This window comes from Leisingera sp. CC-HEC096, from assembly GCF_059429235.1.
Window position 1 is genome coordinate 637,276 of the sequence record NZ_JCAIJS010000001.1, and the last position, 13,808, is coordinate 651,083.

Below are 13,808 nucleotides of genomic sequence, written 5' to 3' on the forward strand. Positions count from 1 at the left end.
AAGGGCCAAACTGCCGCGGGATGCCGCAATGCGTCATGAGGTTATGTCGCAATAACGCAGAAAGAGGACGATAAACGGCACTGGCCGGCCATGCGTTTCGGGCATACCCGCTATCAGACACGAACCATCGGATTCGCTCATGAAACGCTATTCAGTCTTTGCTGTCGCGCGGGAAGCCCTGCGCTATCACACCGGATGGGAGCGCGCCTGGCGCTCGCCGGAACCCAAGCGCCATTACGATGTCGTCATCGTTGGTGCGGGCGGGCATGGCCTCGCCACTGCCTATTACCTGGGCAAGAATTTCGGCATCACCAATGTCGCAATTATCGAGAAAGGCTGGCTGGGTGGCGGCAATACGGGCCGGAACACCACCATCATCCGCTCGAACTACCTGCAGGATCCTTCGGCTGCGATCTATGAAAAGGCGCGCAGCCTGTATGAGACCATGTCGCAGGACCTGAACTACAACGTGATGTTCAGCCCGCGCGGCGTGATCATGCTGGCCCAGACCGAGCATGAGATCCGCGGCTACAAGCGCACCGCGCATGCCAACCAGCAGCAGGGTGTGCAGACCGAGTGGATCACTCCGGAACGCGTCAAGGAGCTGGTGCCGATCATCAACCTGCACGGCCCCCGTTACCCCGTGCTGGGCGGCCTGTGGCAGGAGCGCGGCGGCACCGCCCGCCATGACGCTGTGGCCTGGGGTTATGCGCGGGCGTGCTCCGACATGGGCATGGACATCATCCAGAAATGCGAAGTCACCGGTGTGCGCACCGAGAACGGCCGCACCGTGGGCGTCGATACCACCAAGGGCCCGATCGACTGTGACAAGATCGGCATGGTCGTGGCCGGCAACGCCTCTGTGCTGGCGGAGATGGCGGGCTTCCGTCTGCCGATGGAATCCGTGGCGCTGCAGGCGATGGTGTCCGAGCCGATCAAACCCTGTATGGACGTGGTTGTGATGGCCAACACCGTGCACGGCTACATGTCCCAGTCCGACAAGGGCGAGATGGTGATCGGCGGCGGCACCGACGGGTTCAACAACTACACCCAGCGCGGCAGCTTCCACCATATCGAGGAAACCGTGCGTGCGCTGGTCGAAACCTTCCCGATGGTCAGCCGCCTGAAGATGCTGCGCCAGTGGGGCGGTATCGTGGATGTGACCGGCGACCGCTCGCCGCTGATCTCGAAAACCCCGGTCCAGAACTGCTTCATCAACGCAGGCTGGGGCACCGGCGGCTTCAAGGCGATCCCGGGCTCCGGCTGGGCGATGGCGGAGCTGATGGCCACCGGCCATTCGCCGCTGACAGAGGAGTTCTCGATGATGCGCTTCAAGGAAGGCAAGTTCATCGACGAGAGCGTCGCCGCCGGTGTGGCGCACTAACGCTGCAGACTTCAATTTTACGGAGCAAGCACCATGCTGATCCTTGAATGCCCCTATTGCGGCGTCAAAGCCGAAGAAACCGAACTGGCCGCGGGCGGCGAAGCGCATCTGAAGCGCTTTGGTCCCGGCTCCAGCGACGATGAGTTCCATGACTACCTGTTCATGCGCGAAAACCCCAAAGGCGTTCACTTTGAACGCTGGCGCCATGCCAACGGCTGCGGCAAGTGGTTCCACGCCGCCCGCTGCACCATGACGCTGGAGGTCTTTGGCACCTACACCGCCCAGACCAGCGTGCCGACGCAGGAGATCATGGACAAGATCGCTGCCAAACGCCCGGGCTGGACCTGGCGCGAATTTGCGGACGGCCAGAAATGATCCGCCGCCTGACTGAAACACCCGCTTTTCTTTTGAAAGGTCTGCGCCCATGAGCACGCGTCTTGCCAAGCACGGCCGGCTGATCGACCGCTCCAAACAGATCGACTTCACCTTTAACGGCAAGCGCATGAAGGGCTTTGCCGGCGATACGCTCGCATCCGCCCTGCTGGCCAACGGCCAGGTGATGATGGGCCGCTCGTTCAAGTACCACCGCCCGCGCGGCGTGGTGGCGTCGGGCGCCGAGGAACCCAATGCGCTGATGCAACTGGGTGTGGGCGACCGCTATGAGCCGAACCAGCGCGCCACCACCACCGAGCTGTTCTCGGGGCTGACCGCGCAGTCGCAGAACCACTGGCCGAGCCTGGAGTTCGACGTCCTGTCGATCAACAACAAGCTCAGCCGGTTCCTGACCGCCGGCTTCTATTACAAGATGTTCATCCACCCGCGTCCGCTGTGGAAGCACGTCTATGAGCCGATCATCCGGAAGTCCGCCGGTCTGGGCGCCGCGCCCGACAAGGAACTGAAGGACGCCGACACCTACGAGCACTTCTACTTCTTCGCGGACGTGCTGGTCATCGGCGGCGGCGTTGCCGGCCTGCAGGCAGCCAAGGCGGCTGCGGCGTCGGGCGCCAAGGTTCTGGTGATGGAGCAGAACAACCACTGGGGCGGCCGCGCGCCGGTCGACGGCGGCACCATCGACGGCGAGGCACCCGAGGTCTGGATCGAAAAGACCTTGGCCGAGCTGAAGGCGATGGACAACGTTACCCTGCGCGACCGCTGCATGGGATCCGGCGTTTATGACCACGGCTATGCCCTGGGCTATGAGCGCCTGACCGACCACGCGCCGGGCCAGGGCGGCCCGCGCCATCGTCTTTGGCGGGTCCGGGCTGGCCAGATCGTCACCGCAACCGGTGCCATCGAGCGTCCGCTGTCCTTTGCGGGCAACGATGTGCCGGGCGTGATGCTGGCCGGCGCGATGCGCGACTATGTGGTGAACTGGGGTATCACCCCGGGTCAGAAGGTCGTGGTTGCCACCAACAACGACGATGCCTACCGCACCGCGCTGGTGCTGCATGACGCAGGCGTCGAAGTGGTTCGCGTGGTCGACACCCGCGAAACCGGCGGCGGCGCGCTGATGGAAGCGGTCCGCGAGAAGGGCATCCGGGTTGAGCTGGGCCGTGCGATCGCCAAGGTGAAGGACGGCAAATGCGTGACCAAGGTCGCCATCTGCGCCCAGAACGGCGAAGGCGGTGCCCGTGAGGAAGTGGAAGCAGACGCGGTTGCCATGTCCGGCGGCTGGTCGCCGGTGGTCCACCTGTGGTCCCACTGCGGCGGCAAGCTGATCTGGGACGAGGTGAACGCCAACTTCCGCCCCGATGCCTCCCGCCCGCCGCTGAACCAGGATGGCGAAGGCTTTGTGGTTCCGGCCGGTGCCGCGAACGGCGAGTTCGGCCTGGGCGCGCTGCTGGAAGACGCGGCGGCTGCTGGTGCCAAGGCGGCTGAGGCAGCCGGCTTCCCGGCGAAATCCGTGGCGGCTGCCAAGGGTGTCTCCGAAGAGGAGGCCCGCATGGAAGCGGTCTGGCTGATGCCTGCCAAGGCGGAAATTCAGCTGCGCATGAAGTCCTGGCTGGACTACCAGAACGACGTCAAAGTGTCGGACGTGCAGCTGGCTGCGCGCGAAGGCTACGAGAGCGTCGAGCATACCAAGCGTTACACCACGCTGGGCATGGCCACCGACCAGGGCAAACTGTCCAACATCAACGGCCTGGCCATTCTGGCCGACAGCCTGAACTCGGAAATCCCGCAGGTGGGCACCACCACCTTCCGTCCGCCGTACCACCCGATCTCGCTGGGCGCGATCGCTGGCGAGGCACGGGCCGAGATCTTCCAGCCGGTGCGCAAGACGCCGATCTACGACTGGTTCGACAAAAACGGCGCGGATTGGGAACCGGTTGGCCAGTGGCGCCGCCCGTTCGCGATCACCCGCCCGGGTGAGGACCGACATGCCGCGGTGAACCGCGAGGTGAAGAACACCCGCGAGAACCTCGGCCTGCTGGACGCCTCGACCCTCGGCAAGCTGATCGTCAAGGGCCCCGACGCCGGCAAGTTCCTGGACATGCTGTACACCAACATGATGTCCACGCTGAAGGTTGGCAAATGCCGCTATGGCCTGATGTGCACCGAGAACGGCTTCCTGATGGACGATGGTGTGGTTGCCCGCATCGACGAGGACACCTTCCTGTGCCACACCACCACCGGCGGTGCCGAGCGCATCCACGGCTGGATGGAAGAATGGCTGCAGACCGAATGGTGGGACTGGAAGGTCTACGTTGCCAACGTGACCGAGCAGTACGCCCAGATCGCGGTGGTCGGCCCCAACGCCCGCAAGGTGCTGGAGAAGCTGAACGCGCAAGCGGGCGGCGGCATGGATGTCAGCAAAGAGGCGCTGCCGTTCATGGAATGGCGCGACGGTAAGATCGGCGAGTTTGATGCACGCGCTTACCGGATCTCCTTCTCGGGCGAGCTGTCCTACGAGATCGCGGTTGCGGCCTCTGAGGGCCAGGCGTTCTGGGATGCGCTGATGGAAGCGGGCAAGGAATTCGGCGTCATGCCTTACGGCACCGAGACCCTGCACATCCTGCGCGCCGAGAAGGGCTTCATCATGATCGGCGACGAGACCGATGGCACCGTGATCCCGCAGGATCTGGGTCTGCACTGGGCGCTGTCGAAGAAGAAGGACGATTACCTGGGCAAGCGGGCGCAGCAGCGTTCGCACATGGCGGATCCGGACCGCTGGCAGCTGGTCGGTCTGGAAACCGTGGACGGTTCGGTGCTGCCGGACGGCGCCTATGCGGTGGGCGAGGGCGTCAACGCCAACGGCCAGCGCAACATGATCGGCCGGGTGACCTCGACCTATCACTCCGCGACCCTGGGCCGCGGCATCGCAATGGGCCTGGTCAAGCACGGTCCCAAGCGGATGGGTGAAGTGATCGAGTTCCCGGGCACTGACGGCAAGACCTACAAAGCCAAGATCGTTGACCCGGTCTTCTACGACAAGGATGGAGAGAAGCAGAATGTCTAAGGCTGTTTCCGTACTGAACGGCGCCCAGTATTCCGGGCTGGCCAAGGTCGAGGATGCCGGTCTGCAGGGGATGATCACCCTGCGCGGCGATTTGGACTCCGCTGCGCTGAAGGCGGCCGTCAAGGCTGCCACCGGCGCCGGGGTTCCGGCACAGGGTTCCATCTCGGTTGCCGAAAACGGAGCCGCGGCTTGGATGTCTCCGGACGAGCTGCTGCTGCTGGTGCCGTATGAGGATGCGGTTGCCAAGACTGCCGAAGTGGCCGAGGCGCTGAAAGGCGAGCATGCGCTGGCGGTGAACGTCTCCGACGCCCGTGCCTTCTTCCGCCTGTCGGGCGAGGGCGCGCGCGAGGTGCTGGGCAAGGTGAGCCCGGTGGACTTTGACGCCGCGGCCTTTAAGCTAGGCCAGTTCCGCCGCTCGCGCCTGGCGCAAGTGGCCGGGGCGTTCTGGCTGAACGAGGATGGCAGCTTCTATATCGTCTGCTTCCGCTCGGTGGGCGAGTATGTGTTCAAATTGCTGAGCGCAGCTGCCCATCCGCAAAGTAAAGTGGGTGTTTATTAAAATTATCACTCGCTTTTTGCTTGTGACGCCATCCCGCGTCATTTACGGTGCCCTGGAGTTGTTCCGGGGCACTGTTTTTTTGCGGTTGGCACTCTTGGAACCTTTCCTTTGCAGTGATTGCAATTGTTTGATTTTACAGCCAGTTCTCTGCCTGGGGAGCTGGCTGCGTGAAGATGTTTCAGGGGGCGGCTTATGGGTCTGCGAAACAGCGGGGTAGGAGCATTGATTTTAACGCTTGCCGGGGCGGCTGCCGCGGCTGGCGCCAGCTTCCGCTGCCACCTGCAACCGATCTCGGGGGAGGACTGGGTTCCTAGTCGGATCTCGGTTGAGTTTTCTGATGATTTTACCTCGGCGGAGGTCACCGATACCGCATTTGGCGTGTCTGTTCCCGCCAAGGTCGCCAAGCGCAGCGAAACTTCATACGCGCTCAGCTGGTCATTGCCGGGGCTTGCCGTTCTGTTGGAAAACGGGCAGGCCGAACCGCGGTTCCGGGCGGTGCTGAACACGTCCAACCTGAAGATGAGCATTCAGTCCATCCGGCTTGAGGAAGGGACACAGCTGCCGCGCGGTTCAGGCAGCTGTCAGCGGCTGGAGACGCTGTCGCAGCTGGCGCAGTACCAGGCCATTTTGCATTAGCCGGCGGGTAAGACTGCCAGCGGGAGGCGAGCCGGCGCCGGGACAATCACCAACTCAACCCAGGCAGCGCATCAATGCCCGGCTTCTGCGGGAACATGGTTGTTTTCTGCACAAGCAGGTTGCATTCCGGTGCCGGGAATTAATTTGAGGACACTTGCGAATGAAACCTTTTGCTTTGGCGGGCTGTATTGCGGCTGCAGGTTTTCTTGGTCAAACGGTCTCGGCTGAGACCGTTTATGATTGCGACATCAAGATGTTTACAAACAAGGGCTGGATTGCGCCGCGGGTTCTGGTGCTGTGGGAAGACAGCACCAAAACCGCAAAGATCTATGATGCTTACATTCAGGAACTGGCCGGTGAACCCTTGGCTGCCAAGGTCGAGCACCGGAAAGGGAACTCCTATGACCTGGCGTGGCGGGTGAATGACATTCCGGTTGCCAACGCCCGGACCAAGGTGGACGGGTTGTACTCGGCTGTCTTCAATATGGACAATAACACGCTGTCGATCCGGGGAGTGATCACCGGCTTTGCAAATGCGCCGCGCGGGCGCGGGAAATGCAAGGTGAAGCAGGACTAGGCGGCGTGCGCCGGGCCTGCCTTGTCCGGCAAAGCCGCGGGACGGGGGGGGGACACCGCTGGTTGAGGCAAAAGCGGCAGAGCTGTACGCATGCCAGTTGCGCCGGCCGCACAGCCGGTCTTCGGTCCAGCCGCCTTCACTGCGCAATTGCACATAGGCCCCGCGCGGATTTCGCGGCTTGGCCTCTTGACCTGATAGCGCACACACAGCATGTATCTGCGCAGGAACGCAAACAATTTTGACAGGGGGCCCAAAATGGCTTTTGAACTTCCCGATCTTCCTTATGCACATGACGCACTGGCCGCCAAAGGCATGTCGGCAGAAACCCTGGAATACCACCATGACCTGCACCACAAGGCGTATGTCGACAACGGCAACAAGCTGATCGCCGGCACCGAGTGGGAAGGCAAGTCGCTGGAAGAGATCATCAAGGGCACCTATGACGCCAATGCGGTTGCCCAGAACGGTATCTTCAACAACATCTCCCAGCTGTGGAACCACAACCAGTTCTGGGAAATGATGGGCCCGGGCGAAAGCAAGATGCCGGGTGAGCTGGAGAAGGCAATCACCGAAAGCTTCGGCTCCGTCGACAAATTCAAGGAAGAATTCTCTGCCGCAGGCGCAGGCCAGTTCGGTTCCGGCTGGGCCTGGCTGGTGAAAAACGCCGACGGCTCGCTGGCTGTGACCAAGACCGAAAACGGTGTGAACCCGCTGTGCTTCGATCAGACCGCGCTGCTGGGCTGCGACGTGTGGGAGCATTCCTACTACATCGACTTCCGCAACAAGCGCCCGGCCTACCTGACCAACTTCCTGGACAACCTGGTGAACTGGGAAAACGTCGCTTCCCGCCTGGGTTAAGACCGCAGGAGCGGAAGCCGGTTTCCAAGCTGGCACCGCATTAAAAGAATTCCGCCCGTGCAGCGTTGCTGCGCGGGCTTTTTCGTGGTTGTCTCAGGAACAAGTGCCTGCTGCTGCGCGTTGAACTTCTACATGTGCAACACGAGGAGGCTCCCATGGCTGAACGCAAAAGATCGACGGACGGACGCCGCGAGACGGAAGAGATCCCCGGTGCGAAAGGCAGCGTTTCGCAGCAAGGCCGGACTGGCGGCGGACTGCAGCGCGACATCGCCTCTGAAGACGAGCTGAAACGGGCCAAGGAGCGCCCGGCGGGCTCTACACGCGTGACGAAATCCAAGGAGGAGGAATGACATCATGACCTTTCTGACGCAGGGCACCTGGGTTCTGGTTGCGGACAGCGAGAAAGCGCTGTTCCTGGAGAACACCACGGACGCGCAAAATCCGAACCTGAAGGTGCGGCGCAAGGATGAGCAGGAAAACCCCTCTGACCGCGAGCAATCGGCCAACCGGCCGGGGCGGTTCAACGACGGGCCAAGCGTGCACCGTTCGGCTGTAGACGATACCGACTGGCACCAGCTGGCCAAGGAGCGTTTTGCCTCGGATCTGGCGGACCGGCTGTACAAGATGGCCCACAAGGGAAAGTTTGATCGGCTGGTGCTTGTGGCAGCCCCGGAAGTACTGGGGGAGCTGCGCAAGAACCTGCACAAGGAAGTTGCCGACTGCGTGGTCGGGGAGGTCGCGAAGAACCTGACCAACCATGAGACCAGCAAGATTGAGGAAATGGTGAAAGAGGCGCTCGAGAACGCCTGACGGTTGACTCCCGGGTCTTGACCCTCGCCCCTGTCCGGTGTCTGTCAGCAGATACAAGGGCAGGGGCAAATCATGCGGGAAACACATCTGGGCGTCATGGCGATGATCGCGGCCTGCGTGGTCTGGGGGCTGTCGGGGATCTATTACAAGGCCCTGTCGCATGTGCCGCCGGAGCAGGTGCTGTCGCACCGGGTGCTGTGGTCGTTTCTGTTCTTTGCGGGTGTGCTGCTCGTGCAGGGGCGGATCCGTGCCCTGGGCGCGGCCTTTTCCAGCGGACGCGGCGCGCTGCTGCTGGGTTTCGCCACGGCGATGATCTCGCTCAACTGGTTTGTGTTCATTTCCTCCGTCCAGACCGGCCATGCGACTGAGGCGAGCCTGGGCTATTACATCTTTCCCTTGCTCAGCGTGCTGCTGGGGCGGCTGGTCTTTGGTGAACTGCTGGCCCGGGCGCAGCTTGTGGCGGTTTTACTGGCAGGGATCGCCGTGGCGGTGCTGTCCTTCGGATTGGGTGCAGCACCCCTGATCCCGCTGGTGCTGAGTGTGAGCTTTGCGCTTTATGGCGTTGCCAAGAAACAGCTTTCTTTGGGACCTGTAGTGTCGGTCACCGCTGAGGTTTTGCTGGTCCTGCCGGTGGCGCTGACAGTGATCTGGCTGACCGGCGGCGCAGGCTTCCTGGGCAGCCCGGCGGATGCGGCCATGCTGGCGTTTTCCGGTATCCTGACGGGGCTGCCGCTGATCCTGTTCAGCTATGCCGCCAAGCGGGTGCGGCTGGGAACTATCGGCGTGCTGCAATATCTGAATCCGACGCTGCAGTTCCTGGTGGCGGTGCTGCTGTTCGCCGAACCGTTCACCCCCTGGCACGGAGCTGCCTTTGCGCTGATCTGGAGCGCGGTTGCGGTGTTCTCCGTCTCGGCGCTGCGTCAGGAGCGGGCGTCGCGCAGGGCGGCGATGGCGGCTACCGGGGTATCGGCCCAGATCAAGTAATCCGCCAGGTCCTGTCCGGCGAACCCTTCGCCTATAACCTGCTCCAGCAGCGCACGCAGCTTGTCCCAGTAGCCGGCGGTGTTCAGGATCACGATCGGCTTGGAATGCAGACCAAGCTGGCGCCAGGTGAGCGCCTCGAACAGCTCATCCAACGAACCAGCCCCGCCGGGCAGCACGATCACGGCGTCGGCATTCCACAGCATCACCTTCTTGCGCTCGTGCATCGTTTCGGTAACCACATAGGTGGTGAGATCCGACTTGCCGACCTCGCGCCGTTCCAGGTGGCTGGGGATCACCCCGAAGGTTTCGCCGCCCGCCTGCTGCGCGGCGCGGGCGACCTCGCCCATCAGCCCCACATCACCAGCGCCATAGACAAGCCTCATTCCGCCTGCGGCGAGTGCGGTTCCAAGTGCGCGAGCCGCTTCGGCATAGGCGGGCTGCGCACCTGCGCGCGATCCGCAATAGACACAGACGGATTTGATGCTCATCGGCCAGCCTTTCCTTGGAATTTCAAGATGAAACGCAATTGGTGTTTTGACCCGTGATAGCGGGATTGCTAGGTTTGCTCAACTAAGCGGAAGGGAACATTCCGCAAACGTCAAAGGGAAAGACATGGCGGATGCATCTGGAAGCGGGGGTCTGGGGACCCTCACACTTGGCGCTGTTGCCGGGGTGGCGGTAGTGCTGGGCGGTGTGGTGCTGTTCCAGCTTGGGGTGTTCGGCTCCAGCGAGCAGGGGGACGGCCCCGCCAACAGGCAGGCTGGCGGACAGGCGGCAAACGGCGGCGTGGAGTTTACAGGCGATGGCGAGGAGTCCGGCCAGCCGCTGCAAAACCGGGCGTTGTCCGAGGCTGCGGAGGCTGAGGCCCCAAGCGTTGCACAGCAGATCGCACCGGTTGAGAGCGGTGCGGTTCCCCAAGAGCCCAAGGCAGACGCGGTTGCGGCTGCTGATGTGGCGGTTCCAGTTGAAGATGAGCCGTCAACCGGCTCTGAAGAAAGGGAAATGGCGCAGGGCGGCGAGGCCACGGCGGAGCTGGGCGAGGAAGAAACCGCCTTGATAGCGCCCGCCGATCCGGCGCTGGCGCCTGGCGCTGACCCCTCAGCTGGTGAGAGCAAGGAAGACATCTTTGTCCTGCAGGCACCGGAGCTGGATCTGGTCCGTGTGGACCGTGACGGCGCTGCCGTGATTGCCGGGCGGGCGCAGGAAGGTGTCCGGGTTTCGGTGCTCCTGGATGGAGAGGTGCTGGAACAACTGAACGTGCCGGCTGGCGGCGAGTTTGTGTCGCTGACCACGATTGCGCCGAGTTCTGACGCCCGGGTCGTTACGCTTCTGGCAGAGCATGATGGCCGGCAGAGCGCATCTGGCGGGTCCTTCATTCTGGCGCCTGTCAGCCCGGTGGCATCCTTGCCAGCAGAACGGGTTGGAGACGCGGCGGACGATCCGGCAGAGACCGCAGCGGCATCATCGGCGCCGGGCGGCCAGGCTGAGGCGGATCAGGCCGCGAAACAGGTTGCGGCAGCCCTGACACCGGCGGCTGAAACGCCCGCTGTCGCAGGCGACCCCGATGCACCGCAGCCGAAGGGTCAGGCGGTAGCCGTGCTGCGCGCGGATCAGGACGGGATCGAGGTGGTTCAGCCTGCGATCCCGGACGATCCGGAGCTGAGCGACGAGGTGGCGCTGGATGCAATCAGTTACAACGGCGCCGGCGGGGTTGAACTGTCGGGCCGGGCCCGGCCTAAATCACGGGTTCGGGTGTACGTCGACAATACGCCGGTGGCAGAACTTGACGCGGCCGAGGATGGCCGCTGGAAAGGGGAACTGGCGGACGTGAAGCCCGGTATCTACACGCTGCGCGTCGATGAGATCGAGCCAAGCAGCGGCAAGGTTGTGAGCCGCCTGGAAACCCCCTTCAAGCGCGAGGCCCCGGAGGCCTTGCCGCAGCCAGGCGGCGATGCGGCACCGGAGCAGCCGGCGCCGCTGGTGCGGGCAGTGACGGTGCAGAAGGGCGATACGCTCTGGGCGATCTCGCAAGAGAAATTCGGCAGCGGTTTCCTGTATGTGCGGGTGTTTGAGGCCAACCGCGGCGCGATCCGCAATCCGGACCTGATTTATCCGGGTCAGGTCTTCACCATCCCCGAATAAGCCTTGGGAAAACGCGCTCTTGCAGCGCGTTTTTTCTGCCTGCCCCTCGCAAATCCGTGAACAGGTGAATATCTGAAGGGGTCCAGCCAGGATTAGCCATGACCCAGACAGATCAGGCCGCCGTGCCGAGCCAAGCAGACATCGCCAAGGAAGAACGCCGCTCGGGCCTGCGCACCCTGCGCAAGGTCGGGCCGTATCTGTGGCCTGAAGGAAACCGTGCGGTAAAGGTGCGGGTGGTGCTGGCGCTGGCGGTGCTGGTGCTGGCCAAGCTGATCGCGGTTTATACGCCGATGCTGTACAAGGGCGCGGTCGACAGCCTGGCGGGCGAGGGCGTGCCGCCGCTGGCGCTGGGGGCGGTTGGCCTGACTGTGGCTTACGGGGTGTCGCGGATCCTGACCACCGGCTTTCAGCAGCTGCGCGATGCGGTGTTTGCGCCCGTGGGCCAGCGGGCGCTGCGGCGGCTGGCGCTGGAAACCTTTACCCATATCCACCGCCTGTCGATGCGCTATCACATCACCCGCAAGACCGGCGGGCTGAGCCGGATCATCGAACGCGGCGTGAAGGGCGTCGAGTTCCTCTTGCGCTTCATGCTGTTTTCCATCGGGCCGCTGATCCTGGAACTGACGCTGGTGGCGGTGATCCTGACGGTGCTGTTCGATGCCTGGTATCTGGTGGTCGTGGCGGGCACCATCGGGCTTTATGTCTGGTTCACCTTTGCGGTCACCGAATGGCGGGTGAAGCTGCGCCGGGAGATGAACAAGCAGGACACCGACGCCAATCAGAAGGCCATCGACAGCCTGCTGAACTTTGAGACCGTCAAGTACTTCGTTGCCGAGGAGCGGGAAGCCGAGCGTTATGACAGCGCGATGCGCGGCTATGCGCGGGCGGCGCTCAAGACCGCCTACTCGCTGGCGGCGCTGAATTTCGGCCAGAGCGTGATCATCACTGCGGGTCTCATCGGGGTCATGGTGATGGCGGCCATAGGTGTGGAGCAGGGCAGGCTGACGGTGGGCGATTTTGTCATGGTCAACGCCTACATGATCCAGATCACCGTGCCGCTGAACTTCCTTGGCACTGTGTACCGCGAAATCCGCCAGAGCCTGGTCGACATGGGCGAGATGTTTGATCTGCTGGAGCAGCCCGCCGATGTGAGCGACCGGCCCGGCGCCGGTGAACTGAAGGTCAACGGCGGCCGGATCACGCTGGAGAATGTGCGGTTTTCCTATGATGCGGGCCGCGAAATACTGAAAGGCATCTCGCTGGAGGCGGAGCCGGGCCAGACTGTGGCCATCGTCGGCTCCACCGGGTCCGGGAAATCGACCATCGGGCGGCTGCTGTTCCGGTTCTATGACGTGACCGGCGGGGCGCTGAAGATAGACGGCCAGGACGTGCGCGATGTGACCCAGAAGAGCCTGCATCAGGCGATCGGCGTGGTTCCGCAGGACACGGTGCTATTCAACGATACGATCCGCTACAACATCGCCTATGGCCGTGACGGCGCCACCCAGGAGGAGGTAGAGCAGGCGGCCCGCGATGCGCAGATCCACGACTTCATCATGGCGCTGCCGGAGGGGTATGAAACCCAGGTGGGGGAACGCGGCCTGAAATTGTCGGGCGGTGAGAAGCAGCGCGTCGGGATTGCCCGGACGCTGCTGAAGAACCCACCGGTGCTGCTGCTGGACGAGGCGACTTCGGCGCTGGACACCGAGACCGAACAGGAAATCAAGGAAGCACTGGCCCGGGCAGGGCAGGGGCGCACGGTTCTGACCATTGCGCACCGGCTGTCGACCATCGCCGAGGCTGACCGGATCGTAGTGCTGGAGCAGGGCGAGATTGCTGAAACCGGCACCCACGAGGAGCTGCTCGCCAAGGATGGCCGTTATGCCCGGTTGTGGCAGCGCCAGCAGGCGGATCAGGACGCGGCCTGACTCTCCTGCGCAGCCTTACCCCGGGGGAAACCATTACCGGCATTCCCCATTGACCGGCTGCCTGCCGTTCTTAAGGTGCGTCCATTCCGGGAACCGGCCGCATCTGCGCTGGCCGGCTTGCAGACGAGGACAAACGAATGAAGACCCATCTGACTGCCGCCTCCGTGGCTGTACTGCTTGCCTTTCAAGCACCTGTCTATGCCGAAGACTTGGAGTTTCTTCTTGTAAACGACAGCAGCGCTGATCTGGTTGGCTTTAATGTATCGCCCGCGTCTTCTGACAACTGGGAAGGCAACCTGATGGCAGGCGGTTATCTGGCGCCCGGCTATGAGATCGGTGTGCTGATTGCCGATGGCGCAACCACATGCGTCTATGACATTCGCGGAAGCTTTGCCGACGGGTCCGAAGCAGAAGACTATGGCCTCGATCTGTGTGATCTGGGCGAATACGCCTTTACCGACTAATCAAGGGCC

14 protein-coding genes are annotated in these 13,808 nt (G+C 62.9%); 13 read left to right on the plus strand and 1 reads right to left on the minus strand.

Annotated features, from left to right (window positions below):
* Positions 1–139: 139 nt before the first annotated feature.
* From AC5STI_RS03160 to rarD, 10 genes are all read left to right on the plus strand, one after another.
* On the plus strand, positions 140–1,384 hold the full coding sequence (locus AC5STI_RS03160; RefSeq protein WP_421055664.1) for a sarcosine oxidase subunit beta family protein: 1,245 nt from the start codon (positions 140–142) through the stop codon (positions 1,382–1,384).
* Positions 1,385–1,417: 33 nt separating this feature from the next.
* The gene (locus AC5STI_RS03165; protein ID WP_421055665.1) at positions 1,418–1,759 is read left to right on the plus strand and encodes a sarcosine oxidase subunit delta; all 342 of its coding nucleotides are present in this window, start codon (positions 1,418–1,420) and stop codon (positions 1,757–1,759) included.
* A gap of 49 nt (positions 1,760–1,808) precedes the next feature.
* Positions 1,809–4,841 (plus strand): sarcosine oxidase subunit alpha family protein, encoded by a 3,033-nt coding sequence (locus tag AC5STI_RS03170; RefSeq protein ID WP_495445550.1) that lies wholly within the window; start codon positions 1,809–1,811, stop codon positions 4,839–4,841.
* Positions 4,834–5,400 carry a sarcosine oxidase subunit gamma gene (locus AC5STI_RS03175; protein ID WP_495445551.1) on the plus strand — a complete coding sequence of 189 codons (567 nt, stop codon included), beginning with the start codon at positions 4,834–4,836 and terminating at the stop codon, positions 5,398–5,400. The genes AC5STI_RS03170 and AC5STI_RS03175 overlap by 8 nt, the downstream gene beginning before the upstream one ends.
* Positions 5,401–5,622: 222 nt before the next feature.
* Positions 5,623–6,036, plus strand: a complete 414-nt coding sequence (locus tag AC5STI_RS03180; RefSeq protein WP_490397616.1) for a hypothetical protein — start codon at positions 5,623–5,625, stop codon at positions 6,034–6,036.
* A gap of 160 nt (positions 6,037–6,196) precedes the next feature.
* The gene (locus tag AC5STI_RS03185; RefSeq protein WP_495445552.1) at positions 6,197–6,613 is read left to right on the plus strand and encodes a hypothetical protein; all 417 of its coding nucleotides are present in this window, start codon (positions 6,197–6,199) and stop codon (positions 6,611–6,613) included.
* 255 nt (positions 6,614–6,868) lie between these two features.
* The gene (locus tag AC5STI_RS03190) at positions 6,869–7,471 is read left to right on the plus strand and encodes a superoxide dismutase (protein ID WP_495445553.1); all 603 of its coding nucleotides are present in this window, start codon (positions 6,869–6,871) and stop codon (positions 7,469–7,471) included.
* A gap of 155 nt (positions 7,472–7,626) precedes the next feature.
* Positions 7,627–7,821 (plus strand): hypothetical protein, encoded by a 195-nt coding sequence (locus AC5STI_RS03195; protein ID WP_490397613.1) that lies wholly within the window; start codon positions 7,627–7,629, stop codon positions 7,819–7,821.
* A gap of 4 nt (positions 7,822–7,825) precedes the next feature.
* A complete protein-coding gene (locus AC5STI_RS03200) occupies positions 7,826–8,281 on the plus strand; it encodes a host attachment family protein (RefSeq protein WP_475051612.1) in 456 nt (151 codons plus the stop codon).
* A gap of 72 nt (positions 8,282–8,353) precedes the next feature.
* A complete protein-coding gene (gene rarD / locus AC5STI_RS03205) occupies positions 8,354–9,265 on the plus strand; it encodes an EamA family transporter RarD (protein ID WP_495445554.1) in 912 nt (303 codons plus the stop codon).
* On the opposite strand, the gene AC5STI_RS03210 is transcribed toward rarD, so the two are convergent.
* On the minus strand, positions 9,202–9,753 hold the full coding sequence (locus AC5STI_RS03210; RefSeq protein ID WP_495445555.1) for an LOG family protein: 552 nt from the start codon (positions 9,751–9,753) through the stop codon (positions 9,202–9,204). The two genes, rarD and AC5STI_RS03210, sit on opposite strands and share 64 nt — an antisense overlap.
* 124 nt (positions 9,754–9,877) lie before the next feature.
* Between AC5STI_RS03210 and AC5STI_RS03215 the strand changes: the two genes are divergently transcribed.
* From AC5STI_RS03215 to AC5STI_RS03225, 3 genes are all read left to right on the plus strand, one after another.
* Positions 9,878–11,407, plus strand: a complete 1,530-nt coding sequence (locus tag AC5STI_RS03215; RefSeq protein ID WP_495445556.1) for a LysM peptidoglycan-binding domain-containing protein — start codon at positions 9,878–9,880, stop codon at positions 11,405–11,407.
* Positions 11,408–11,505: 98 nt separating this feature from the next.
* Positions 11,506–13,335: an ABCB family ABC transporter ATP-binding protein/permease gene (locus tag AC5STI_RS03220; RefSeq protein ID WP_495445557.1), complete on the plus strand. Its 1,830-nt coding sequence runs from the start codon at positions 11,506–11,508 to the stop codon at positions 13,333–13,335.
* Positions 13,336–13,472: 137 nt separating this feature from the next.
* Entirely contained in the window at positions 13,473–13,799 is a 327-nt protein-coding gene (locus AC5STI_RS03225) for a hypothetical protein (protein ID WP_495445558.1), read from the plus strand.
* The last annotated feature ends 9 nt before the right edge of the window (positions 13,800–13,808 follow it).

What these genes read in the sequence shown, in the direction of transcription:
- AC5STI_RS03160 (WP_421055664.1), top strand. Translation starts at nt 140, where the DNA reads ATGAAACGCTATTCAGTCTTTGCTGTCGCGCGGGAAGCCCTGCGCTAT.
- AC5STI_RS03165 (WP_421055665.1), top strand. Translation starts at nt 1,418, where the DNA reads ATGCTGATCCTTGAATGCCCCTATTGCGGCGTCAAAGCCGAAGAAACC.
- AC5STI_RS03170 (WP_495445550.1), top strand. Translation starts at nt 1,809, where the DNA reads ATGAGCACGCGTCTTGCCAAGCACGGCCGGCTGATCGACCGCTCCAAA.
- AC5STI_RS03175 (WP_495445551.1), top strand. Translation starts at nt 4,834, where the DNA reads ATGTCTAAGGCTGTTTCCGTACTGAACGGCGCCCAGTATTCCGGGCTG.
- AC5STI_RS03185 (WP_495445552.1), top strand. Translation starts at nt 6,197, where the DNA reads ATGAAACCTTTTGCTTTGGCGGGCTGTATTGCGGCTGCAGGTTTTCTT.
- AC5STI_RS03190 (WP_495445553.1), top strand. Translation starts at nt 6,869, where the DNA reads ATGGCTTTTGAACTTCCCGATCTTCCTTATGCACATGACGCACTGGCC.
- AC5STI_RS03195 (WP_490397613.1), top strand. Translation starts at nt 7,627, where the DNA reads ATGGCTGAACGCAAAAGATCGACGGACGGACGCCGCGAGACGGAAGAG.
- AC5STI_RS03200 (WP_475051612.1), top strand. Translation starts at nt 7,826, where the DNA reads ATGACCTTTCTGACGCAGGGCACCTGGGTTCTGGTTGCGGACAGCGAG.
- rarD (WP_495445554.1), top strand. Translation starts at nt 8,354, where the DNA reads ATGCGGGAAACACATCTGGGCGTCATGGCGATGATCGCGGCCTGCGTG.
- AC5STI_RS03210 (WP_495445555.1), bottom strand. Translation starts at nt 9,753, where the DNA reads ATGAGCATCAAATCCGTCTGTGTCTATTGCGGATCGCGCGCAGGTGCG.
- AC5STI_RS03215 (WP_495445556.1), top strand. Translation starts at nt 9,878, where the DNA reads ATGGCGGATGCATCTGGAAGCGGGGGTCTGGGGACCCTCACACTTGGC.
- AC5STI_RS03220 (WP_495445557.1), top strand. Translation starts at nt 11,506, where the DNA reads ATGACCCAGACAGATCAGGCCGCCGTGCCGAGCCAAGCAGACATCGCC.
- AC5STI_RS03225 (WP_495445558.1), top strand. Translation starts at nt 13,473, where the DNA reads ATGAAGACCCATCTGACTGCCGCCTCCGTGGCTGTACTGCTTGCCTTT.